The organism is Bradyrhizobium sp. 45, assembly GCF_023073155.1.
GTDB classification, from domain to species: Bacteria; Pseudomonadota; Alphaproteobacteria; order Rhizobiales; family Xanthobacteraceae; genus Bradyrhizobium; species Bradyrhizobium canariense_D.
In genome coordinates this window covers 1-24,718 of record NZ_JADPIX010000016.1, presented here as the reverse complement: position 1 = coordinate 24,718, position 24,718 = coordinate 1, and the positions used below count along the sequence as shown (strand labels likewise).

17 protein-coding genes and 1 pseudogene are annotated in these 24,718 nt (G+C 57.2%); 12 read left to right on the top strand and 6 right to left on the bottom strand.

Going from position 1 to position 24,718, the window contains the following annotated elements:
• Window positions 1-541 (bottom strand): transposase family protein (locus tag IVB42_RS02750; RefSeq protein ID WP_247469703.1); only part of this gene is annotated, 541 nt, incomplete at its 3' end.
• A gap of 97 nt (window positions 542-638) precedes the next feature.
• On the opposite strand from IVB42_RS02750, the pseudogene IVB42_RS02745 reads away from it, so the two are divergent.
• Window positions 639-1,243, top strand: a pseudogene (locus IVB42_RS02745) (IS30 family transposase); the annotation flags it as partial.
• A 99-nt stretch (window positions 1,244-1,342) separates the two neighbouring features.
• On the opposite strand, the gene IVB42_RS41975 reads toward IVB42_RS02745, so the two are convergent.
• Entirely contained in the window at window positions 1,343-1,465 is a 123-nt protein-coding gene (locus IVB42_RS41975) for a hypothetical protein (RefSeq protein WP_256470498.1), read from the bottom strand.
• Between the two features lie 1,009 nt (window positions 1,466-2,474).
• On the opposite strand from IVB42_RS41975, the gene IVB42_RS02740 reads away from it, so the two are divergent.
• The 4 genes from IVB42_RS02740 to IVB42_RS02725 all read left to right on the top strand — a co-directional run bounded on the left by IVB42_RS02740 (window position 2,475) and on the right by IVB42_RS02725 (window position 8,360).
• On the top strand, window positions 2,475-4,925 hold the full coding sequence (locus tag IVB42_RS02740) for a CoA transferase (RefSeq protein ID WP_247469702.1): 2,451 nt from the start codon (window positions 2,475-2,477) through the stop codon (window positions 4,923-4,925).
• Window positions 4,926-5,375: 450 nt separating this feature from the next.
• Window positions 5,376-5,915: an aminotransferase class III-fold pyridoxal phosphate-dependent enzyme gene (locus IVB42_RS02735; RefSeq protein ID WP_247469701.1), complete on the top strand. Its 540-nt coding sequence runs from the start codon at window positions 5,376-5,378 to the stop codon at window positions 5,913-5,915.
• A gap of 285 nt (window positions 5,916-6,200) precedes the next feature.
• Window positions 6,201-7,091, top strand: a complete 891-nt coding sequence (locus IVB42_RS02730) for a crotonase/enoyl-CoA hydratase family protein (protein WP_247469700.1) — start codon at window positions 6,201-6,203, stop codon at window positions 7,089-7,091.
• Between the two features lie 558 nt (window positions 7,092-7,649).
• On the top strand, window positions 7,650-8,360 hold the full coding sequence (locus tag IVB42_RS02725; protein WP_247469699.1) for a hypothetical protein: 711 nt from the start codon (window positions 7,650-7,652) through the stop codon (window positions 8,358-8,360).
• Between the two features lie 108 nt (window positions 8,361-8,468).
• Here IVB42_RS02725 and IVB42_RS02720 read toward each other — a convergent pair whose 3' ends face one another.
• Window positions 8,469-8,618 carry a hypothetical protein gene (locus IVB42_RS02720; protein WP_247469698.1) on the bottom strand — a complete coding sequence of 50 codons (150 nt, stop codon included), beginning with the start codon at window positions 8,616-8,618 and terminating at the stop codon, window positions 8,469-8,471.
• A gap of 1,157 nt (window positions 8,619-9,775) precedes the next feature.
• Between IVB42_RS02720 and IVB42_RS02715 the strand changes: the two genes are divergently transcribed.
• The 5 genes from IVB42_RS02715 to IVB42_RS02695 all read left to right on the top strand — a co-directional run bounded on the left by IVB42_RS02715 (window position 9,776) and on the right by IVB42_RS02695 (window position 19,543).
• Window positions 9,776-11,122, top strand: a complete 1,347-nt coding sequence (locus tag IVB42_RS02715) for an LLM class flavin-dependent oxidoreductase (RefSeq protein WP_247469697.1) — start codon at window positions 9,776-9,778, stop codon at window positions 11,120-11,122.
• Between the two features lie 1,267 nt (window positions 11,123-12,389).
• Complete coding sequence (locus tag IVB42_RS02710) at window positions 12,390-13,667, top strand: aminotransferase class I/II-fold pyridoxal phosphate-dependent enzyme (RefSeq protein ID WP_256470497.1); 1,278 nt, start codon at window positions 12,390-12,392, stop codon at window positions 13,665-13,667.
• Window positions 13,668-13,856: 189 nt separating this feature from the next.
• A complete protein-coding gene (locus IVB42_RS02705) occupies window positions 13,857-14,645 on the top strand; it encodes an SDR family NAD(P)-dependent oxidoreductase (protein ID WP_247469695.1) in 789 nt (262 codons plus the stop codon).
• A gap of 363 nt (window positions 14,646-15,008) precedes the next feature.
• Complete coding sequence (locus IVB42_RS02700; RefSeq protein WP_247469694.1) at window positions 15,009-17,486, top strand: CoA transferase; 2,478 nt, start codon at window positions 15,009-15,011, stop codon at window positions 17,484-17,486.
• Between the two features lie 680 nt (window positions 17,487-18,166).
• Window positions 18,167-19,543: an aspartate aminotransferase family protein gene (locus tag IVB42_RS02695; RefSeq protein WP_247469692.1), complete on the top strand. Its 1,377-nt coding sequence runs from the start codon at window positions 18,167-18,169 to the stop codon at window positions 19,541-19,543.
• A gap of 557 nt (window positions 19,544-20,100) precedes the next feature.
• Here the strand turns inward: IVB42_RS02695 and IVB42_RS02690 are convergent.
• The 3 genes from IVB42_RS02690 to IVB42_RS02680 form a co-directional block, all read right to left on the bottom strand.
• A complete protein-coding gene (locus tag IVB42_RS02690; RefSeq protein ID WP_247410969.1) occupies window positions 20,101-20,358 on the bottom strand; it encodes a hypothetical protein in 258 nt (85 codons plus the stop codon).
• A 743-nt stretch (window positions 20,359-21,101) separates the two neighbouring features.
• Window positions 21,102-22,234, bottom strand: a protein-coding gene (locus IVB42_RS02685; RefSeq protein WP_247469689.1) for an IS3 family transposase whose coding sequence is annotated in 2 segments (ribosomal slippage) — window positions 21,102-21,979 and window positions 21,979-22,234 — 1,134 coding nt in all. Because the reading frame shifts where the segments join, the coding sequence is not laid out codon by codon here.
• A gap of 185 nt (window positions 22,235-22,419) precedes the next feature.
• Entirely contained in the window at window positions 22,420-22,701 is a 282-nt protein-coding gene (locus IVB42_RS02680; RefSeq protein WP_247469687.1) for a helix-turn-helix transcriptional regulator, read from the bottom strand.
• Window positions 22,702-23,139: 438 nt separating this feature from the next.
• On the opposite strand from IVB42_RS02680, the gene IVB42_RS02675 reads away from it, so the two are divergent.
• Together IVB42_RS02675 and IVB42_RS02670 are read left to right on the top strand one after the other, a co-directional pair.
• On the top strand, window positions 23,140-23,418 hold the full coding sequence (locus IVB42_RS02675; RefSeq protein ID WP_247469685.1) for a DUF2285 domain-containing protein: 279 nt from the start codon (window positions 23,140-23,142) through the stop codon (window positions 23,416-23,418).
• 415 nt (window positions 23,419-23,833) lie between these two features.
• On the top strand, window positions 23,834-24,379 hold the full coding sequence (locus IVB42_RS02670; RefSeq protein WP_247469683.1) for a DUF2285 domain-containing protein: 546 nt from the start codon (window positions 23,834-23,836) through the stop codon (window positions 24,377-24,379).
• The last annotated feature ends 339 nt before the right edge of the window (window positions 24,380-24,718 follow it).

Sequence of the window (24,718 nt, the reverse complement as noted above, 5' to 3'; positions counted from 1 at the left end):
GGCGCTCCAAATCGCACACGATCGTCCCGTATCGATGGTTTCTCCGGAACGCCCAGTCATCGATGCCCACAACAAGCAATGGATCTGTCGGCATCGCCGCCCGCCGGCGGACCACCCGTAGCAAGGTATCGTTGCTAACGGGCAGCATGAGCCGCTTGGCGAAGCTTGCCGCCGGCCGGCCGCCCAGCGCCAACCCCAAGTGATGGACGATGTATTCCAGCCGTGCCGTCCGGCGCCGTCGAAGCGGAACGATGTCTTCTCCAAACCGCTCTGAGAAGATCCGCCGGCGGCAATGCGGCACCTCACATGTGAAGCGCCGCGTGAGCAATCGGAGGCGCACCTTTCTGCCCGCTGATGGCAAATCGGCCACGTGCCGGATGTAACGGCTATGGATTCGGCGCGATGCTGTCGTGCACAAAGGGCACTGGGCCTCCGTAGCCTCTGACCGAACAGCCAGAATAACCGAATCCTCTGAATCACTTACGCCATCAAACACCAAACCACTCGGTACGAGCGATGAAATTCGAAAGCCTGTCCGCATGGCGCCGATTCTCCGTTGAAGAACCACAGTCGCCGGCGAACTTCATCAGAAATGAGTCAGAGCCCCAGTCGAACGCCGATTGACACCCGGGGTACTGAAAAAGCAGTTGATATCGCATCTTCGCAGCAGGCGAATTATGCGCCGTGGAAAGACATCAACCACGCACGGACAAACGCGCGGACAGATCGTCGACGGGTCTCGATACGGGAGCGTCCTGCCGAAGCTGATGATCGTGCGATTCCCGGGCATTGGGAAGCGATCTACTCGCGGGTGGCAGCAACACCGCACATTGCGACGCTTGTCGAGCGTCATTCCAGGTACGTTCTGTTGGTTCAGGTCAAAGGCAAAGACACTGACAACGTGGTGACCGCCTTGGTCAGGCAGGTCAAGCGGTTGCCGATGGCGTTGATGGCTTCATTGACTTGGGACCGCGGCACCGAGCTTGCCGGCCACAAGCGATTTACCATCGCGACTGACGTGAAAGTCTACTTCTGCGATCCGCAGAGCCCATGGCAGCGCGTCAGTAATGAAAACACCAACGGGTTATTGCGCCAGTTCTTTCCCAAGGGCTCGGATCTATCAGTCTACAGTCAGGCTGATCTCAATGCGATCGCGCTTAAACTCAACACACGGCCGCGGAAAACGCTTGGCTTCATCACCCCAGACGCTAAGCTTGCGGAAGGCGTTGCAATAACCGGTTGAATCCACCACGGCCTTTTTTAGCTTGGTAGCCATTCTACCTCAGCTGTAGCATCGAAGCAGAGTACTGCCGGGATATCCCGCGGTAAGCTTCGAGCTTCTTCAGATCTGGCCGAGGAGCATGCCGGTGGAAAGTGGCAGATAATCATCTTGACTTCGGAAGCTCAGATCATCGCCGTCTTTCTCGACCAGATCGTGGCGCCAGCGCTCCTTCTGGCGGTTCATTACACGCGAGTAATCTGAGCGCCGAAGCAGATAACAGAGTTGGCGCTTTAGCATTGCAGCTGCAGCGACATATCAATCGTCATCATCAGACCGTTCCTGCCGCTGGACGGGCGCGCGCAGCAGAATGTGGCCGCATGCGTGATGATCGTGCCTGAGCGGCCCGGCGAGCAATTGCTAAGCTGACGCGCTCTCGTAGAGCAACATCGATCGGCTGTGTGGTGCCGACTATCTTATTTGGTAGCTGCCCAAGCGAAGTGGCTAATGGTCTATTTCGCTTCAATCACGGTCGCAGCAGGACCGGCGCCAGCTAAGCCGCGCTGTCGTACCGACTCATCCTAGTGGTTGGAGCGTATGATTGTTTGGCAGATGAGAGATTGGAATGCGACGGTGGATCGCCCTCCCGTCCCGTGCATACCCAACCGAATACATCGGATTTCTGAACTCGATCTCGATAACACTCGTCCCGATGTGGCGAGATCATCACGACAGGGCGATATGCTTGACTGAACCTGGGAAAGTCCAACCAATGTATGGATCGCGAAATGTGGCACAGCCTGTCAACCCAGGACTGCTCATCATACATCAGACTCCCCGTCGCCAAACATTGCGGCAGCCGTTCTTGGACCCAAAGCGCGCCAGTTCTGTCACCCTTCGGCGTAGTGCCTATAGCCGGACACACAGCCGAAATGATCGCGTTTCCTCTACGTCTTCTTGTTGCCGACTGCCGAATTTCGTTGGCATAGGGCGGGAGGCATGCGGCTTTGCTTCCATCGGGAGAAGAGCCATCGCTTAAGTTAAAGGAGAAAAGCGAAGTTGCGGACCTCCATCAGAACGACACTGTCGTATTTGGTTTGTTGTTTCCAACACAATGTCAACGTTGCCTCGGCGAGGATTTGGATCAAAGCTATGGGCTCTATCCCTCTGTCGCCGCCTCGCATCGCCGCACAAATTTCGTTGTATCGGTACTGTAGCAGAGCCGCGCCTAGGTGCGACAAGCTTGCGTCGGCTTATGGGTGACTTCCTGAGCATCTGTGCCAAAGAGGAGCTGTCGATGGGAGTGTTATCGCATCTACGGGTTGTCGAGATCGGTAGCTCGGCCGCGACAAGCTATTGCGCGCGAATGTTTGCGGATTTCGGTGCCGATGTTCAAAAGGTCGAGTCGAAAGCCGGCGACCCACTTCGCCGCAGCCCGCCGCTCACGCCAGGTGACCACAGCGCATGGTTTGCGTTCCTGAACTTCAACAAATCAAGCATCATCATCGATGCTAGCGGCTCGAACGCGGCCACGCGGTTGACGGAACTGATCGAGCATTGCGACATTCTGGTTGATGGGCGCGATGTTGATCCGGCGGGTTGCCCGCCCATCGATATCGCCTCGATCCGTCAGCGACACCCTCGGTTGATCTATCTCGAAGCGAGTTGGTTCGGCCGGGAAGGCCCCTATGCAGGATTCGCTGCCACCGACTCTACAGTGCGCGCTCTCGCCGGTCTCATCAAGCTAGTTGGACCGGCCGAAGGCCCGCCCTTGCACGCGCCGGATTTCCAAACGGGTATCCTCGCTGGCTTGTGGGGCTTCATCGCCACGGCATCATCGATTCTTCGACGACTGCAGGGTGAGGCTGGGCGCTCCTGGTCGCTCAACATTTTCGAATCCAGCCTCGCTCTGTCCGAGTATCTCATGTTCGAGGCATTTGCGCGGGGCGACGTGATGCGCCGAATAGGTATTAACCGTTTCTGGCCGAACTCTCCGGTCGGCATTTACCCAACGAAAAAAGGTTGGCTCGGCGTTTCGACCGTCACGCCGGGGCAATGGCGCGCATTCTGCGACATGCTCGACCTGTCCGAATTGCGTGATGATCCGGCTCTCGCCTTCAACGAAGGTCGCCTGAAACACATGGACCAGATCGAACGACAGTTTGTGCCGAGACTGAAGGCGCGGACAGCGCAGCAGTGGTTTGCGGAGGGACTCAAGCGCAAAATCCCGATCGTGCCGGTGCCCGAAATATCCGATCTGCTCCAAGACGAGGAAAAAAAGGCGCGCGGCGCAATAGTGCCGATTGTGATTGGTAAAGAGGAGGGCCTGACGGTTGGTTCCATGCAGCGGCTGACGTTGACGCCACCAAGCCGGGGTGGGAGCGTTCCGGCTCCCGGTGAGCAGCAACATTCCGCCCACATCCGTACTCACGGCTCGCTGACTGGGCCTGGATCGTCCGACTGCATCGATGCGGACCGGCAGCCGTTGCATGGGACTCGCGTGATCGACTTCACGATGGGGTGGGCAGGCCCATTGTGTACCCGGACGCTGGCCGATCTCGGGGCGGACGTCATCAAGATCGAAGCCATTCAGTATCCGGATTGGTGGCGCGGAGTTGACCGGCGCAGCGGCTATGTGGACGGGCAAATTTATGAAATGGCGCAATGCTTCTGCATTATGAACCGCAACAAGCGCGGTATCACACTTGACCTGAAGCGGCCGCAAGGCCTCGCTCTTGCCAAGCGGCTGTTGGCGGAGGCCGATATAGTGGTCGGCAATTACTCGGCTGATGTGCTGCCAAGGCTCGGGCTTGGTTACGACGTACTCAAACTAGTCAATCCACGCCTCGTCATGATGTCGATGTCAGCTTTTGGCGCGAGCAGTGTCCATCGCGATTGCCGGGCTTATGGCTCGACTCTCGAGCAGGGCTCAGGTCTGCCGAGCGTGGTCGGAAGCGCCGATAAGCCGCCTGTGATGAGCCACATCGCGTTCGGGGATCCCGTCGGCGGATTGAACGGCTGCGCTGCAGTTCTTCTCGCCCTGATTCACGCTCGCAACACCGGGCAGGGACAATTCATTGATCTCGCGCAAATCGAGTGCATGATCCCCTTCGCGGCGCCCTGGATCACCGTTCACTCGATTGATGGGGCGCAACTCACAAAGTATGGTGCTCGACATCCGCAGTTCGTGCCGCATGGCTGCTTCCGGTGTGCGGGTGAGGACAACTGGATCATGATAGCGGCTACCGATGCGGCGATGTGGCGGAGGCTTGCCATCCTTATTGGTAGGCCAGACTGGGCCGCGAACGCATTGCTTGAATCTGCGGAAGCTCGCCGCGACATTGAGGATCTCATAGAGGCAGGCATCGAAGCTTGGACGCACACTCGTGATGCAGATCACGCCATGTCCGAGCTGCAGGGCGCAAGGGTTGCGGCAGGCGTGGCCCGCCTGCCGATTGACCTGCTCAAGGATCGACATCTCGGCTCGCGCGCATTTCTGCAGGAGGTCGAACGCGCTTTCATTGGCTCGCACCCGCAGCCATCCATGCCGATTCGCGAAGGCGCAGCGCCGTATGCGATCCGCTCGGCGGCCCCGACGCTGGGACAACATAACAGAGACGTCCTAACAGAACTTCTCGGGCTCTCCGACGCCGAGATCGCGCAACTGGCAAGCGAGAACATCATCGGTACCGCGATGGTCTCCTGAGGTAGCTCGCGAAGACCTAGAAGGTGGCGTCAGACTGCTAGATCCATGCTACGGCTCGACTGCACTCAGACTTGCGCGGCGTTTTTAATTATCTCAGCAAACTATGAAACTACATGGCGTTGCGACCGCCTTCCATTGACGACTGCGTGATAGCTTAGCCAGCTTCGCATCCCATTGTTAACCCAGAACGGAAGCCGCTTTGCGAGACATGAATGAGTACCGAACTTGAGGACATCATCGGCCCTCCGCCTGAATGGCAGGGATATGCGCGGCTCTTTGAGTCACAACCCACAAATCCTAGTAGGTCCGTCGTTCCCGGTTATCCGGTAAGTGAGTGGGCCTTCTGGAGAGCACGCGGGGAAGGCCGCGCCGAGACGCGCGGCACGTGCCGCTCGCTAAGTCCACAGCTCGCGCAAGCTGACACGTCTGAGGTCGGTGGAGGAGACGATCGTGCATGAAGTCATTGGCGAGCCCCGTAAGATGCAAGCCTTCGAAGTCCTCAAGTCAACCGTCCGATCATACTCACGTTCGTTTCCGGCTATTTTTAGTCGAGCGCGCGGCTCCGTTGTCTTAACGGAGTATGGTCGAAAGGCAATTGACTTCCTGTCCGGTGCTGGAGCATTGAACTACGGCCATAAAAATCATCAGGTCAAAGCTGACATTGCGGAGTATTTTGCGTCGGATGCCATTGTCCACGGGCTTGACATGGCCACTGCGGCAAAGCTCGCCACTCGCTATCGCCCAAGGGGCTTCATGGAGACGTCCAGCTCTCTCATACGTCGTGAGCGGAATCTGCGCTACCGATTCCAATTCTCAGGGCCGACAGGTGCTGATGCTATTGAGTCAGCTCTGAAGCTTTCACGCAAAGTCACCGGGCGTCAGAGCAATATTTCATTCACGCATGGATATCATGGCATCAGCTTAGGAGCGGTTGCCGCGAGCGGCAATCGGTTCTTTCGCACGGCCACAAGCCATTGCATCAGAGTATGAAAACAGTTTTGCCGTTCGAGGGCGAGGCATGGCGGTGGGGCTTTGATTGCCGAAGGACTGAGGTTGCAGCAGCTACGGCGCGCAAGGCCTTTGAGAAGGGACTGATCATCGAACGATGCGGGCCCATCGATCAGGTCATAAAGTTCTTGCCAGCACTAACGATTGATCATGACACCCCAAATTAAGGCCTTGAAATATTTGAGGAAGCCTTGGCCGAAACGCTGAAGCGGACTGGGATCGAGTGAGCGAACCGCCCAATTAATTCAAGTATCTGAAAGGAACACCATGGCGTACCAGACCATCAAATATGAAATTGTGGAGCAAATCCTTACGATAACCCTAAATCGGCCGGAGAAGCTCAACGCCTGTACCGCAACCATGGAGCGCGAAATCGTCGACGCTTTTGATCGAGCAGATAAGAACAATGATGTCTGCGCCATTATCGTGACTGGCGAAGGACGAGCCTTCTGTGCCGGCGCGGATCTATCTTCCGGCGGCGACACATTTGACCGCGACACGCGGCGTGGACCGGTTAAACGACTGCCCGATGGCGCAGTGGATTACAGCGATCCGAAGGTCAGCGACGGCGGTGGAAAGATCGCGATGCGGATCTTCAAGTGTCTGAAGCCCGTCATCGCCGCAGTGAATGGGCCGGCGGTCGGTATGGGCGCGACCATGCAGCTCGCAATGGACATCCGCATCGCTTCTGAAGCCGCGCGCTTTGGCTTCGTGTTCTCGCAGCGTGGCCTCGTTCCGGAGGGAGCTTCGAGCTGGTTCCTGCCACGCGTCGTCGGCATCGCACAGGCGCTGGAGTGGTCTCTCAGCGGGCGAGTATTTCCGGCACAGGAAGCGCTTGCCGGTCGGCTAGTTAGCAAAGTTGTGCCGCCAGATCAACTGCTTCCCACCGCGCGTGAGCTCGCTCGCGAAATCGTCGACAAGACCTCATCCGTATCTGTTGCGCTAATCCGGCAGTTGATGTGGCGCATGCTGGGTGCAGATGACCCGATGGAAGCCCACAAGATCGAAAGCCGCGGTATGTATACGCGCGGGCGTTCCGCCGATGCCAAGGAAGGTGTGATGGCATTCTTGGAGAAGCGGCCCGCAGTTTTCAGAGACAAGGTGTCGGCCGACATGCCGGATTTTTTTCCATGGTGGACGGAACGAGAATACAAATGATAGTTCCTTGCCCTACCAGCCTAGCCGATCCGCGCCGCTCAATGAAGCAATTTTCCGGGCCGTGCCGACCCGCTGATATCAGTCGGCGAGTCGGTGCGTTTAGCGAGCGGCCGGGATTTTCTTCGGCAGCGATGGCATTCTTGGTATCTCAACTCGACCGCTCTCGCCGGGCCCCTGCAAGAATGCAGATTGTTCGACCGTGCGGGAAAGGCATGTGTTGAGCCGAAGCGTTCTATGTTTTGGGAGTTGCTCTGGAGCAATTTGTGCGACTTGACCAGGTCGGCCCCTCGGCCTTAGCTCGCCATCGAGGGACTGCAGCTCCTCGCGTCGGCTTGGTCAATGTGCTTTGCCGCAGGCCGCAGCTCCTATTGAACCGGTGCCGCTCGAGAACGTTTTGCCGCCGCAAGACTGATCATTGCGAATGGCCTCATCAATTGCGAACCACGCATTTTTCATTAGGATAGGTAGTACCGTTGGTTCATTGGTTGTGCTGTACAGGCGAGCTGAATGAGTTCTTGAGGTTACACGCATTCATCAGATCAGAAACGAGGGGCCGCAATGAAATCCGTAGTTAATCCGTTGCAAATCTCGCGATTCCTTCGGGTATATGACGATGCCGCCGCCCAAAAAGGCATCAAGCTTTCGATAGGATTCGATTTCAATGAGTACGTCTCGATCACGCGGGTCCTTCCAACAAAGAAACCGACATATCCAAACTTTCGGCCAGATCGTTCGCCGATCAAATCGGGTGAGGGATATTGGATGGTGGGCGTCGACAAGGAGAACCAGATTGCGCTCGTACAGGCTGCTCGACTTTATGACCTTTCGCACAGTAACTTTGCAGAGCATCTTGAATCTCTGAGGGCGTTCTACGCCGATCCACCCGTACATGCACATCCTCAGGACCGTTGTACTTGCGCTGCGCCAACCGCAAGGAAGATTACGGGGAAAGTAGCTTACCATGGAGATTTTTGGCTGCGCAGCGACTTTAGGCGACAAGGCATACCCACCATCATGGCTGCAATACTGCGCGGCGCTTCATTTTCCATGTGGTGTCCCGACTTCGTATGTGGACTTGCAGAGCGCTGGCTGCTCGAGAAGGGCGTTCTTGCACAATACGGACATGCCCATTATGAACACGGCGGTTCGATACTACATCTGGTAGAGGAGAACATCATTGATCACGATCTGCTTGTTTGGCTAACCGGCGAGGAGTTGAGAAGCCTTGTTGCCGATCACGATAGCAGCAAGTCGACTTTAGCCTTCTGAAGTCGGCGACCGTGATCCTCATCAAAATCTCCTAAGGAGGCGAGCAGGACCGAGTCTTCCGCCAGCCGGTAAAGCTTACGAAAGGGTGGGCCGATCGACGCTCGCGCATCATCCGGCAATTGATGAGTGGCCCAACGTTGAAAAGATCAGGTCTGCGGCATAGGTGCGTGACACGGCCATGCTGCTGGCAGTCGCTTCCACCACCACCTCATGCTGGTCGAAAGACGGGCTGCAAAAGGTCTCCAGCACAACCGTCATGGTGCCCGCAGTCTTCCCAAAGCAAACCCTGTCCCGAAAGCTCAGCGGACGCAGATGCCAATCATTCGTCGCATTAGAATCTTTGTCAGACCCATGTGGGGACCCGCGGTGGAAAGGCAAAGGAGTCCAGCGCTCGGCGTCGCAGAAGTCGACATTAGCTCGAGTTGTCGGTTCATTCTGAGATCGGCCTGCCCGTATGTTAATGCTCCGGTGCAGCTGTTCCGACGTCGCGCCAGATGCCACGCGCGCCGCAGCCGAACGTTGGCTCGAGAACTCTCATCCTGGTTATGAACCGAGCGAGCGTCTTAACGGCGAGATCAAGCGGCTGACCGAGCTTCCCATGGAAAGCGCCATCGTTCGTATCACCGCGCCATCCTGCTCAAACAGCATATGGCCCGCCACCGTGCGTGCTACATAACCTTGGAACCACCACCCAGCCGAGCAATGATCCATCCGCAGCTTTCCGATGATCACCGGCTGACCAGTTTGGCTCTAGGCGGTGAATGCGGTGATCTGCCGACAACTACACCGCGACCGAGGGGAGTGTTCGTGATCGTGCATTTCCGGCACGATCCGGAGTCGAGCGCACCGATGCACCGTGCCCTTGTCCATTTGAGCGCGCGAACCACTTCGCAGATGATTGTCGCAAGAAGCCGCCGGTGAATAGTCTAAAGCGCTAAGCGCGCGTCAGCTCAGTCGACTCGGACCAGCTATTCCGAAATCAGCATTTCTTTAGTTTGTGCGACCAGAGCTCGAATCAACTTCGAGCCGTGCTACAGGACCCCCGCCGAACGTGCAGTGCGATCAACTACCATTGCTAGTAATTGATCTACATAGCGCAAGCATGTCACTTTACGGTCGATACACGTCGGCGCCGGCTAAGTGACTTGCGGCGATAGCCAGCGAGTGTCTTGGGAAGACCGTTAGGCGCCTAAAATCGTTGGCCACGATGAAGCACGAATGTTTCTCAGGCGGCGCGCGTTAGGATCCTCTGGATCTCACAAAAACTGGCAAGCGCGGCAACCATTTGCGGCTCAATCGACGAGACCGTCAAGCATTACGAAAAGCGAACGAGTAAGGCATCTGTTCTGTTCAAAGACGAGGACTACCGACCGAACATGGTGCGCTAGTTAGTCCAATTCAACGGGAGACACGACATGCAGCGCAATGGTGAACTGACGCTCGGATTATACCTGATTCAGGCGGGATATAACGAAGGTGCATGGCGAGATCCGAGCGTGCCTGCCAATGGTGGAGTTGATGTCAACCACTATGCTCACCTAGCAGCACTTGCCGAAGCTGCGGCATTTCACTTCGTGTTTATCCCCGACAGCCCTAGCGTTGTAGAACAAGATAACGCTAATATTGCGCGTGTGAGCCGAAACGACACGTTCGAGCCAATCACACTACTGTCGGCACTTTCATCGAGAACGCGGGACATCGGCCTCGTAGCGACAGCGACAACGACTTACCACCAGCCATATCACCTTGCACGGATGCTCGCCTCACTTGATCACCTCTCCCTTGGACGGGCCGCCTGGAACATTGTCACCTCGGGAAATAAGTACGAGGCCCCAAATTTCGGCGAAGAAGAGCTTCCAGATCACGACACGCGCTATACCCGAGCGAAAGAATTTGTAGAAGTTGTCAAGGGGCTTTGGGATACGTGGGAAGACGACGCGTTTGTTCGCGACAAGGAAACAGGTATTTTTGTCGACACGACGAAGCTGCATCTGCTCAATCACCGAGGAGACTACCTTTCAGTCAGAGGCCCGCTGAACATCGCACGGCCGCCTCAAGGACATCCCGTGTTGGTTCAGGCGGGCGCATCGGAGTCCGGAATACGGTTCGCTGCAGCTCTGGCCGAGGTAGTGTTTACCGCCGAACCGTGTTTGGAAAGCGGTAAACGATACTACGCAACTCTCAAAGAGAAGGCACGCGCACTTGGGCGGACGGACGATCAGGTTCTAATTATGCCTGGCATTGTTCCGATTGTTGGCAGGACCAAGGAAGAAGCCGCCGCCAAGCTGCAAAGGCTACAATCGTATACTCACATCGACGTTCAAATTGGGACCGCCGATCGTTGGCTGGGATTTGTCACTGATATCCGTTCGATGGACCTCGACTCATTAGTACCTGAATCATTACCGCGGACGAACTTTATCCAGAGTCGTCAGAAGACGCTCCTCGATCTGGCCGTACGCCAGAAATTCACCTGGAGACAACTGATCCGCTTCGTATCGGACAGCCGGGGCCATCTCATGATTGTTGGAACGCCGGACGAAATCGCCAACGCCATGGTCGATAGATTTGACCAGCGTGCTGCTGACGGATTCAACGTGCTACCAGCAACTGTTCCAGGCGAGCTCAAGGATTTTGTTGAACTCGTCATCCCGGAATTGCGCAAGCGAGGTAAATTCAGGTCCACGTACTCTGGACAAACATTAAGAGAGAATCTCGGACTCAAGCGGCCACTTAATCGGTTCGCGCAAAGCAGTCGATGAGCGCCACTGAATTTCACTGACGTCGGGCTAGGATAGCCAGAGTTGGCCCGTATCCCCAGGAGTGATGTGTCTTTGAACGTTCAGCAAGGAGAGATTGAGATGGGGCTGACTAATCGGGGGACGTAGCGTCGCGGTTTTCGATACGTCATGGGCACCTTACGAACGTGAGCGGAGCATGTTGGAACCGCTTGGCGGATCTATGCTGCGGTGATGATGCGGTGATCGTAAGAGCGTCGCGTGGTGGCGGTCGCCGAGGCGACTGGTCGCATCAGCAGGTGTTGGTCAGGTACGGTGAGTTGGTGCTGGGGGCACCGAATGTCACGAGAAATCAAGCGTTGATCATTGATGATACGGGCTCTCGTACGAAGGGGCGGCATCCGGTCAGGGTTGCACGGTAATCGGTCAGATGGACGAGCAAGACAATCGCCAGGTTGCCTTGAGCGGTTTTCCTTGCGAATCATCCGCGTTCTTGCCGGTTCACTTGAATCTAATGGGGGAGCGTGTGAAGGATCGTGCACATCGCCGGCAAAGCCAGGTCCGACCAAGGAAAGTTGCAAGGCTAAGGCGGCAGCGCTTGATTATTTGCGCTGGAACTGCGTGGTGAGCTTGCCGCATAGCTTGGTTCTGATGGAGGATGGCCGCGGCACTGCCACGGCGCTGTATGGAACTACGACCCAACCGAGCCCGACTCTGTGGCCAGCATATTGCCACCTGCGTATGGCGCGTTCGGCCGTACCGCGGCCGCAGAAGCCAAGGCTGGGGGAAACGGACGACCTCCAAAACTGCTACGGCTTCCTAGCAAGCGCCGACCGATCTCCGTCAAAAAAAGGCATGCTATCGGGTCTGCCAGACAGCTCGGCGCAAGACCAAGCAGCGTGGCCCTTAAGCCCAATTCAAATCGGGCGAGTGTTTGCCCATCGCCACCCAGGGTCGGCGACAGGACCAACATTGAGGCCGCGATCTTGGAGAGCTGCAGCTGTGGCCGCTGTTTGTTCGGTTTGCGCGTTTCATTTCCGATCTTATTCATGAAAGGAGTGTGGCTATCGTGTCCGGGCTCCGTCTCAGCGTCGTGTTCGACTCCGTCAAATCTAAGCTATCCGAGTTGGTAGCTGCCCAAGCGATCCCGCCGATATAAAGTCTCTATGCGACTAAGGAAGCGATCGAGCTGCGCGTAGAGAATTCAATGTGAGCGGTCGTGCAAACGCCTACCGTGCTACTCAGCCGATCCGTCGGATCTGCATGCTTGGCAAATAGAACGGAGAATCAAATGCCACAGCGTAGCCCTCTCTCTGAGGATGGTCGGCCGGCCGGACATTTTCGGAACACGGCATACATGATCGATAAGAGCCGTTCGTATTTCGATGCAGCTCATGAGGCTGGTCTCATGGCCGTCCATGGACGTTCGATGACTGGACGCGCCGTTGCTTTTGGCTCGGGGGCGCTTGATGGCCGGCCGGAAAAAATTGATTTCGTGCGATGTTCCTACCTTGGCTTGGACAATCATCCTGCGATCGTCGCTGGCGCGATCGACGCGATAGAGGCGCATCGTTCCTTGCACTGGTCATGCGCACGAACGCGGCTCAATTTCGATCTCTTGGCAGAGCTTGAAGCAACCCTCTCGGAGATGTTCTGCGCACGCGTGATCGCCTTCTCCACTGTCATGCTCGCCAATCTAGGTATGATGCCCCTCCTTGCCTCGGGCCAACTGACAGGCGGAAGAAAACCGCTTGTCGTGTTCGACCGCCTTGCGCACATATCCTTGGCCTATCACAAGCCGGTGGTTGCTGATGAAACGCGATTGGAGACGATCGCGCATAACGACATTGAAGCTCTCGAACGCTTGTGCCGCGAACATCCGGTGGTCGCTTACGTATGCGATGGCATTTACTCTATGGGAGGGAACGCGCCTATCAAGGAACTGCGCGAACTTCAGGAACGGTATGGGCTCTTTCTCTATATCGACGATGCTCACGGCATATCGATCTTCGGACGTCAAGGCGAAGGATTTGCTCGCTCTCAGTTTCCGCAAGTGCTGGGTGACCGGACGATCATAGTGGCCTCGCTCGCTAAGGGCTTCGGCGCATCGGGCGGCATGGTGATGCTCGGAACGGCTGATCACGAAGCTCTGTTCCGCCGCTATTCTATCCCCTATGCGTTTTCGGTGCCCCCCAATCTGGCGGCGGTTGGCGCGGCACTTGGCTCGTGCAGGATTCATCGCTCGGCAGAACTCGGCGATCGTCAGAGGCGGTTAGCGCAACGTATCAAGGTCTTTGACGATCATGTTGCAACCGCTCAGCAAGGAAATTCATTTCCCATCAGAATGATTGCAATAGGATCGGAAACCAAGGCGATTGCAATAGCCAAAGAGCTTCTCGATGCCGGCTTCTACACCTCGGTGACGTTCTTCCCGACGGTCGCCCAAGGAAAGGCAGGGATTCGGGTGTGCATTACGGCCGATCATGAAGACAACGATATAGAGCGATTGTGCGACTGCATTTTGGAAGCTGTGGCCGAGACGACCGGAAAGCCATACCCTCTGAGGTGATGTAATGAGTCAGCCGACGAATTCATGGTACTGCCCGGTACGGTTGCTATCCCCCTATGCCGGAAAGAATAACGAAAGTTCGTCAAGTCTCGATCCATTGTTAGACGCCGGAGGTGCCTCCAGACCGCTTACGCCAATGTTCTCGGCGAGGCGCCACTCGCTCGTTGCGCTGTTTGGGAGCGTCTGAGTATGCCGAAGCCAGGAAAACTCCGAGGTCAAAGCGACCGGCGCGTTGCGCTTGTGACCGGAGGAGCGCGCGGGATCGGACTCGAGATCGTGCGCCGGTTCTTGGCCGATGGCTATCGCGTAGCATTTGTAGCGACAAAAGCGGAGCATGTCGACCGCGCGCTTGATCTTCTCGGCCGCCCGGAAGATAGGCTCTATGCTGAGAGGATTGATGTAACTCGACACAACGATGTCCAGGGATTTGTTGACCACATCCGGGAACGTTGGGGCGAAATAGCGATTTTGGTGAACAATGCTGGCATCTCCCCTAAGCGCGTGGACCAAAATGCACCTTGGCTTTCGCAGACGTCCTTAGATGAATGGGGGCGGGTCGTCGATGTCAATCTCAACGGACCGTTTATTCTTATGCGGCTATTGGCGCCAGCAATGATCGCGAACGGCTATGGGCGCATTATCAATGTCGGGTCACTCGCGGGGCGCGCCATGCCGATGATCGCAGGCCCACATTATGCTGCATCGAAGGCGGGGTTGGTCGGCTTAACCCGCGCTGCTGCGCGGGATCTCGCTCCACACGGTATCACAGTCAACTGTATCGCTCCTGGGCGTATTCTCAGCGATCTGACTGGACCACCCGAGACCGAGGTCAACCGCCGCGCTCTCAGCAGGATTCCGGTCGGCCGATTTGGAACTGCTGAAGAGGTGGCGCACGTCGTAACCTTTCTGGCCTCGCCGATGGCGGGCTTTATCACCGGCGCAACCATCGATATCACAGGCGGCGAGTTCGCCGCGTAAGCCGATGCATATCGCATTTTGATCGCCGACACTAAAATGCTGGTTTTGCTCAGGCTGACCGTGTCTTCAACTGTCTCGCGGCGCAAACGGCATACAGTCGCGTGGAAGCATGAAGATGATGGATCGACTGGAGCGGATATGCCAGTCGGCGGCGGGGGGTCCCCTCGTGTCGGCCTTCATGCCTCTTTCTCGCGATGTTCAATATCAAGTACGTTATCGGGTCCGGATGATGCCATGATTGAATAAGGGCTTGTTTGCACGGGCTTGCAGTACGGCCCCTTCCGCCAATGGCGTGGTAAGAGGCGCCGCGCTTGCCGCGTCTGCGGGCTTGCGTTGCGAGCAAGTAACAATGCGGAGTATCGGATGGCCGCGAAAATGAAGACCTCGATGGAAGTGTTTTCGCATCTGCGGGTCGTCGAGATCGGTAGCTCCGCCGCGACCAGCTATTGCGCGCGATTGTTTGCCGACTTCGGCGCCGACGTTCAGAAGGTCGAACCGCCAGGAGGAGATCCACTCCGCGGTAGCGCGCCACTCACGGCTTCTGGCCAAAGCGCGTGGTTTGCCTTCCTGAACTTCAACAAGTCAAGTGTGGTCATTGATGCCGCCGAGCCGGACGCGATCCCGCAGCTGACGGCACTGATCGAAAATTGCAACATTCTGGTCGATGGGCGCGATATTGATCCCGCAGATTGCCCTTCCATTGATATTGCCGCCATTCGGCAGAGATGTCCCAGGTTGACTTACCTCGAAGCAAGCTGGTTTGGCGGAGCGGGACCCTATGCAGGATTCGCCGCAACCGATTCGACGGTGCGCGCGCTCGCCGGCCTCATCAAGTTGGCTGGAGCTGTCGAGGGCCCACCGTTGCACGCACCGGATTACCAGACTGGTATTCTGGCTGGTCTGTGGGGCTTCATCGCGGCGGCTTCTTCGACGATTCCGGAAGAAAAAGCCGGTGGGAGAAGACGGTCGTGGTCTCTCAGTATTTTTGAATCGAGCCTCGCTCTGAACGAGTATCAGATGTTCGAGGCCTATGAGCGCGGCGACGTGATGCGCCGGATTGGCATCAACCGATTCTGGCCAAATTTTCCGATCGGCATTTACGAGACCAAAAAGGGTTGGCTCGGCGTCACGACGATCACTCCGGCACAATGGCGCGGTTTCTGCGACATGCTTGATCTGGCCGAACTGCGTGACGATCCGGCTCTCGTTCTCGGCGCCGATCGTCTGCAACATATGGAACGGATCGAGAGACACTTCATTCCGCGGCTGAAAACGCGCACAGCGCACGAGTGGCTTGCGGAAGGATTGAAACGCAAGATCCCGATCGTTCCGGCACCCGATATGTCCGATCTGCTGCAGGATGCGGAGAAGAGGGAGCGCGGTGCAATCGTGCCTGTCCTGCTTGGCCAAGAATGGGGCCAGACGCCGGGCTCGATGCAAAGGCTGACACTGACGCCGCCGCGTCGGGGCGGCAAGGTTCCGGCTCCAGGCGCGCAGCAGAGTTTCGCGGATACAGGAAGACGCCTCACCGGTACTGCGTCAGTATCGTCGGGCTGCAACGATGCAAGTGGGGCGCCACTGCAGGGAATTCGGGTTCTTGACTTCTCGATGGGCTGGGCGGGCCCGCTGTGTACGCGCACGCTGGCTGATCTCGGTGCGGACGTCATCAAGATTGAAGCCATCCAGTATCCGGATTGGTGGCGCGGTGTTGACCGGCGTGCTGCTTACATCGAGGAGCAAATGTATGAAAAGACGGCACGCTTCTGCATGGCGAACCGGAATAAGCGCGGCATTACCCTTGACCTGACGCGGCAGCAGGGCCGCACTCTTGCCAAGCGGCTTGCACGGGAAGCCGACATTGTCGTCGACAATTATTCGGCCGATGTGCTGCCAAAGCTCGGGCTTGGCTACGACGTGCTCAGAGCGCTCAACCCTCGCCTTGTCATGATGTCGATGTCGGCCTTTGGCACGAACAGCGTCCTTCGCACTTGCCGCGCCTACGGCTCGACCCTCGAGCAAGGCTCTGGGTTGCCGAGCGTGGTGGGCAAGACCAACGGGCCACCTGTGATGAGCCACGTAGCATTTGGAGATGCCGTTGGTGGGTTGAACGGCTGCGCTGCAGTTCTGGTTGCGCTTATTCACGCCCGCACCACAGGGCTGGGGCAGTTCATTGATCTTGCGCAGATCGAATGCATGATACCCTTCGCAGCGCCATGGATCATTGTCCATTCGATCGACGGCTCCTTGCCGATAAGATACGGCAATCGACATCCGCAGTTTGTGCCGCATGGCTGCTTTCGTTGTGCAGGTGAGGACAATTGGATCGTGGTAGCCGCCACCGACCAGGACATGTGGCAGAGACTTGCCAGACTTATTGGGCGGCCAGACTGGGCCATGGACGCATCGCTGAGGTCTGCGGAAGATCGCCGCGATATCGAGGAGTTGATCGAGAGAGAGATCGAAAGCTGGACGATCGCCCGCGAGGCCGATCAGGCGATGTCCGAGTTGCAGGCCGCAAGGATTGCGGCCGGCGTGGCCCGCCTTCCAATTGATCTGCTCAGCGATCGGCATCTTAGCTCGCGTGGGTATCTGCAAGAAATTGAGCGCGCTTTCATCGGCCGGCATCCACAGCCGTCCATTCCGATTCGGGAAGGTGAAGGGCCGTATGCAATCCGCTCAGCGGCACCGACGCTTGGACAACACAACACAGAGATTCTATCAGGTCTTCTTGGGCTTTCCGATACCGAGATCGCGGACTTGGCCAAGGAGGGTATCATCGGTTCAGTGATGCTTTCAGAAAGAGGGGGGCTAACAACAACAAAGACGGTATCGCAAGGTTGAAAAATCAACACTAGATCCGACCGACGAACTCTCAGGCTTGGAAGGCAGAGACTCATCGTGGCGCTCTTGTTCAGTGCTCTGCAGCGCTATACCCCAGAAGTACTCCACTGCACGTGAAAGCTAGCTCTGTACCAAATGCTGCGACCGAAGAGAACAATTTGTCGCAAGTCAGAATTCGACGACCGGTGGGGCATAAAACGAGTAGGCGGCTCTTTTGTCTGGTGCAGCTTCAAGCCGATGCGTAGTGAGGCGGCTCTCATCTCACCAGAGTAGGTAGTATCTCGATTCATTGCTAATGTGTACGGTAAGTCAGCTATTCGCCGTAAAGGCCGTGATGAGCTAGTCTGAGGGCACCAGCAGAGCCTGTGACAGACGCAGCCGCCTAGTGATGACACTCACCCGCGATCCAAAGCGGCTATTACAGCGACGCGCGAGGCGCGCCTGCCAGCAGCTGTTACCATCGGGGCTTCCAGATTGTGAGGTACCCAGCTCATCTTGAAAGTGAGAGCACGCGCCGAATGCCAGCGGTTTGGGAGGCGGGCAGCTATTCTAGTCTAAGTTATCTCTCTCGCCGCGATGCTCATAGAGCGACGCTCCGGACCAGTTCCCCAATAACAGGTGTCGAAAGTCGGCACTTCCGGCAACTCAGCAAAAATGCGAAGGAAATCGAGGAGGGTGTGGTGAACCAGGAGATTGCAGGTTCCAGTACGGTGGCCGGACTATCGCGCGGTAGCCGGCGGTCCAACGAAAGCTTTGCCCGCGCGCAAAAGGTTTTCCCAGACGGCACTTCGCGAGTGACGGTTGAGCGGGATCCAACTCCGCTCTACATCGATCGTGGGATGGGCAGCTATTTGTTCGATGTGGACGGCCGCCGGTTTCTCGACCTTAATTGCAACTTCACGACCTTGATCCATGGACATGCCTTCGGCCCCGTCGTCGAAGCACTAACCCATCAGCTCCAGCGCGGTAGCTGCTTCGCAAATCCGACGGAGAGCGAGATCGAGCTCGCCGAATTACTTTGTGGCCGCATTCCGCGGATTGATCGGGTTCGCTTCGTCAATACGGGAACTGAGGCCGTGCTGTTTGCGATCAAAGCTGCGCGAGCCTTCACCGGACGTTCGAAGATCGCCAAGCTCGAGGGCGCCTATCATGGTGCCTATGATTGGGTCGAGGTCAGTCAAGCAGCGGCACCGGACAACTGGGGTGACGCAATCGAGCCCAAGTCCACGGCCTTCTATCGCGGGATGCCTGCGAGCGTGCTCGATGAAGTCGTTGTGCTCCGCTTCAATGATGTTGAAGGCGCGCGCCGCTTGATATGGTCAAATGCGCACGATCTGGCCGCTGTCATTCTGGATCCTATGCCGAGCCGCGGCGGCCTCATTCCGCCGAAGCCTGAATTCTTGGCTGCCGTGCAGGAAGCGACCCTCAAAAACGGCATTCTTGTCATCGCTGATGAGGTCCTCAATCTCAGGCAGAGTTTCCAGGGTGCTTCCGCACGCTACGGCCTTGCTCCTGACGTCATCACCATGGGCAAGATCATCGGCGGCGGGTTGCCGATTGGAGCAATCGGCGGTCGCGAGGACGTAATGAAGGTATTTGATGCCTCAGCGGGTCGACCGCTGCTTCCGCAAGGCGGTACGTTTTCCGCCAATCCTCTATCCATGACCGCGGGGCTGACCGCCATGCGGCATCTAGATCATGCCGCTTTTGCACGTCTGGAAATGCTTGGGGACATTGTTCGTGACGGGATTGGCCGCGCCATCTCGAACCTGGCTGCGCCGCTGTATGTTACGGGAGCCGCTTCGCTATTCCGCATTCATCCGCAGGCAGAAGCGCCGAATGACTATCGCGAGAGTTATCCCACGCCTGCCGGAGCAGCTCTAATGAAGGACCTCACACGCTTCTTTGCGGAGAATGGCATCATCCTGCCGTATGGTGCTGCCGCATCGATTTCGACGCCGATGGCGCGCACCGATGCTGAGTTCATCGTGGATGTGTTCGCAGGCTTTCTCGAAAGCCATCAAGACATCTTGGGTGAGATAACAGTACGCAAATGAGCGCTGTCTTGGCAATGCTTTTTGGTTTCCTGCCGTTAAGATGATCTTCGGCCAAAGATTGCCCTCCGACCGTGATCGAGGGTGCCGAAGCGAGGGCCGGCGATATCCAGGTGGGATACAGCAGTGATGAGCTGGTCCATCGCCTGGTGGTGGCTCGTCCGCACTCCGCTGCAAGGGCGGAGCGCCCGACTAGGGCCTCGCCATGAGGCGCTCGGCCACTCCAAATAGTCCGATCCAATGCCGGATGAAGCGATACACCTAAGCCGGTTTTCGACCCTGACCAGCTACGATGGTACGTGCGCTTCCGTCGTGCCTTTGTTGAGTTGCAATCAATGGGCTGATATCGACAGCTCGGAGTTAAGGGTCGAAGGCATCCCAACCAGTTCAGAACTCCATCGGGGATATGGCCTCCGTGAACCCGCGGGGACAGTGTTCGACGAAGATGCGATTTGGCTCCCGTCCTCTTGACGCAGACGATCCTTGTTTTCGCTGCTCGTAGTCGTGCTACCGGAAGCGACATGCTCATAAGGGCGTAGCGGTCTGTTCACGAGAAGCTATTACCCTTGCTCAATTGCGCCGATTTTCGCCTCATGCTGATTGCGGCAAAAGATGTCGATCTCGCGAGATACCTCGAGGATAGTGTCTGGATGTTGGCCATTCTCAGAGAGTGCGTATTTGAGCGCATGCGCGCGGCTCGCGAACAGACCTCCGAAAATACCATTCTGCTCGCGGACGACCCAGTTTCCAAAACGGTTTTTGCCAACAAAGACGGTCGACCCGGCGGAGCTTCCGGAAGGATATTCGACAAGCTTCATGACCATAAGTCCATGAGTCTACTGTCATTACCGCCCCAGGATTGCGGTCATCATGAACGATCGTGGCAGAGCGCCGTCATCAATTGCGGCGCTTCCGTCGCGAACCGATCGTCGATCTCAATGGAAGTCTACAGCAAACACGAAGCAAGTCCCGCTACCAACTCTAGGGAAGGCAGATCCACTTTCGCTTGTGCTGAAAACGAGCAAACGTGCACTGCCGCCGTCAGGGACGCGTTAATGCTCTCTCCAACGGATCCGACAGAATGAGCGGGCCGCTATCAAGGACGCTCGCGGTGCATGTGGCAGGAGCTTGAAAAAATGCATAGGAATCTCTCGGCCGCATATTTTACGAAGGAATCAAAACGGCTAGGAGGTTGCGGCTCGAGTGGAGCGGTCAGGTGTTTCGCGGACTACTTCGCTCGCGCCGCTAGCCGCACGGTCTCGGAGCCAAAGAAAATGTTCGGCGGGACGACTCGTCCAAGCTGCCGATGAATCTTCGCTCAGCCGAGGCTCTTTTGCCTTGGCGTCCTTGAGCGTTTCTTGCATGCGCGTAGGGATCGATGCAGTTGGCCTAGCGCCCTTGCGATTTCGAAAAGGAACAGCGCAATGGAGTAGGCTGACCAGGATCTGAATCGCTGATAGTGTTGTATGTCGCAAGCTGCTAAGGAACAAGTTTGCGTGAAGAGCTGGTCCCGGTTGTCTGAACAGAGTTTCCGCGTCAATAGGTGGAGCCTCTGCCGGGGTTAGGCTGCCATGCGGAGTGGCAGTGGGGTGAAGTAGGCTTGATCCGGCGTAGTGCCGTCAAGGCTCGAATGGGGACGCCTGGTGTTATAGAAGTCGAGATATCGGCCGATCGAACTGCGAGCCTCGCTGACGCTGTCATAGGCCCGCAGATACACCTCTTCGTATTTGACGCTGCGCCAGAGCCGTTCGACAAACACGTTGTCCCGCCATGCGCCCTTGCCGTCCATGCTGATCGCGATGCCGTTGTCGACGAGCACGCCGGTAAAAGCCTGTCCGGTGAACTGCGAGCCCTGGTCGGTGTTGAAAATCTCCGGCTTGCCGTGACGGGCCAAGGCATCCTCCAGCGTCTCGACGCAGAAGGCTGCTTCCATGGTGATCGACAGCCGCCACGACAGAACACGACGTGTTGCCCAGTCCAGCACCACGGCGAGATAGACGAAGCCCCTCGCCATCGGGATGTAGGTGATGTCCATCGCCCAGACCTGGTTCGGCCGTGTGATCTCCATGCCGCGCAGCAGATACGGATGGATCTTGTGGCCGGGTTCCGGCTTCGTCGTGCGCGGACGGCGATAGAGCGCCTCTATCCCCATCCGCCGCATCAGCGTTTTGACATGCCGGCGGCCGATCTTGCACCCCTCGGCAGCCAGCAGGCCTCTCAACATTCGCGAGCCGGCGAAGGGAAACTCCAGATGCAGCCGGTCGAGACGCCGCATGATCGCGAGATCGGCGTCCGGCACCGGACGCGGCAGGTAATAAATGCTGCCCCGGCTGATCTGCAGTACCTCCGCCTGCCTGGTGATCGACAGATGGTGCTCACGGTCGATCATCGCTTTGCGCTCAGCAATCCCGCCTTGGTGAGCGCTCCTTCTAAAAAATCGTTCTCCAGCGTCAGCTCTCCGATCTTGGCGTGCAGCGACTTCACGTCGATCGCAGGCGCGGCGGGCGCAGCGCTGCCAGGTCCAAAAACTCCGCACGCGCCGCCTTCCAGCTGCGCCTTCCACGCCGTGATCTGATTGGGGTGGACGTCGAACTGCTCGGCCAGTTGAGCGATCGTCCGGTCGCCCTTGACGGCGGCAAGCGCCACCTTGGCCTTGAAGGCCGGTGTGTGGTTCCGGCGTGCTCGTCTGCTCATCGTCGCTCCTGATTCGCAGGCATCAGCGTGCCCGCTGTCAGGCAGAAACTCCACTTATCGACCTGTTCAAATTTGCGGAGCCGGCTCTTGAATCGTCTCTGCTTCTGGCAACTTACGCGACGTTCATTCAAGCAGAACTGTAGCCAGGACTCCTCATGTCATAGGTAGCTCTCAGGGATAACGTGCTACTTCGTCCTGCGACGTAAACGCGCGGGCTTGCGACCTTTACGTAACGTCTTTGGTGGCGGCACGCCTTTCGGCGGTTGGAGAAAGAACTCAGACAGATGACAATCCAGTGTTTCCGCGATACGTTCGAGAATATCGATTGTCGGGTTCTGCGATTGCTGCTCGATACCGCCCATATAAGAGCGGTCAATCCGGGCATCGTACGCTAACCGCTCTTGCGAAATACTGCGGTCTACGCGGATTCGGCGCACATTCCAGGCAACAAGCGCACGAGCTTTCATGCGCCAAAACAGCCATTCCGACGGGCATCAAACCACTGGCTATAACCGTACTATTGCGGTAGTTTTCCAAAATGCAGATGAGCAGAGTCCCGGCGTGAGCTGGATGAAAGAGCTGCCAGATCTCGCGCCGAATGAGCCGGGCTGACGAGTTATGAAGAGCAGTGTCCGATGTCGACCTGTTAATTCGAGCTGCAGGCGCGGCAGCCGAGCGCAGTTCTGCTGATCGCACTCTGAGAGTAACGGACTGCGATGAAATGCATTCTGGCGATGCTTGGAGCGACCGGAATCGAAGGGAACGACGGGAATAGCCACTGCGACCACTAATTGAAGCCGGCATGGAATGTTTCAGGCCGCGACGATCAGTTCTCTACGAAGAGGCTCTGAATGCCGCTACCCTCGCTTAATCGATGCTTCTCAATCTGGTAGGACTTTCAGGCAGTGCCGTCCGATCCCAAGATCGCAGATTCCGCGCCCAACGCGCCCCAGCTTACGCCCTATGACGAGCAACATGCCGTCACCTATATGCGTCTGCTGGATGCCGAGGCCGATAACGCTGATTGGCGTGAAGTTGCGCGCATTCTGCTTGGTATCGATCCCAGCGTGGATCCGGATCGCGCCCGCCGTACTTTTGAAAGTCATCTGGCTCGCGCCAAATGGGCGGCGCGTCACGGCTTTCGGCATCTCCTGCAGCGCGGTTGGCCGAACGGCGAGGAATGAATGCGTTCGAAACGGCCGTCACTTCTGCTGATGTCCGATCGCAAAATGTGATCGTCCGATCGCGTAACTGCATTTAACAGCGAATATCTGTGTTTGCGCAACCACAAATAGTCACTTTTGTCGGGCTGCAATTCCTTGCAGGTGCGTTAAAGAACATACGGGGAAAGTGGTACGATGCCAGGTGCTGACTGGAAATCAGAGGAAGCCTATCCTGACGCCAAGAAAGCAGAAGCTGCGGACATAGCCTGGGAATGGCTGCGCCGCAATTGCGAGTACCAAAGAGACTATATGGCCCTGGGCGCCAGCGAACGATCCAGCGCGATGGCGGACCACTTTCGACAGCGATGGGGGCTGTCTTTTCGCAGCTGATCCGGAAAAGACGTCCGACCAACAAGCTATCTTCTGGGCACCTGAAGTGCTGTCGACCGTGCTGTCCGTGCGCGCAGCTGTCCGCTCAGCGGCGTCCAAACAGTACGACCTGGACTCCAGCATACTAGTGGATAACGAGCTTCGTTACGCGCAGGATGGATGGCATGCCATCGTGACGCTCGGAGGAGCGAAGCATCGCCTTTGGCTAGCAGAACTGCCACCGGTGGGCTCATCGGTTGCTGTCAACCTGCCGCTCGATCGCAATTTCGAGGTTCGTGTGCGGGCAGCTCATCGACTTTGGCTGGCGCTTGAACGGCGGCCCATCGGACCACCCCCTCTGAGGCTGCCAATCTTGACGCGTCATCGGCTCATCCTCGCCTTGCGTGCAGTCGATGGGTCCTTGGAAGGAAACAGCTATCGCGAAATCGCGCAAGGCCTATTCGGCAAGCATCGTATTCCCGATCGCGGCTGGAAAACAGACCATCTCCGCAGCCAGACCATTCGCCTGGTCCGGGCGGGGCTGCGTCTCATGCGAGGCGGCTATCGCGCATTGCTCCGTCGCAACCGCAAAGACGGGGGCAAGGCGTCCTGAGCTTTTGGTTGATGGTGCGGCCCCTGATATCTCACAAGACGATTGTAGTCGGCCGGTTTGAAGGCGGAGGGTTCTAGCAAGGCGCGGTTGGCGTTTTGGACTGCGGGTTGGCCCCGGTACTCGCCTAAAAATGAGCCTCGCCGTCGATCGGGAACGGTCTGCACGTGCAAATGGATGCTAGCACTACTTTGGCAGAATGTGTTTTCGCCGCTGTTTTTCAAGGATTTGCTTTCGGCAATGTGGGCACTGCTGGGGCGGCGGCCGAAGGATGAGATCGACGATGGCGTGACGTACGGCGGGCATAGTCGGTTGAGGCGGAGGCCCGTTGATTCTTTTTTT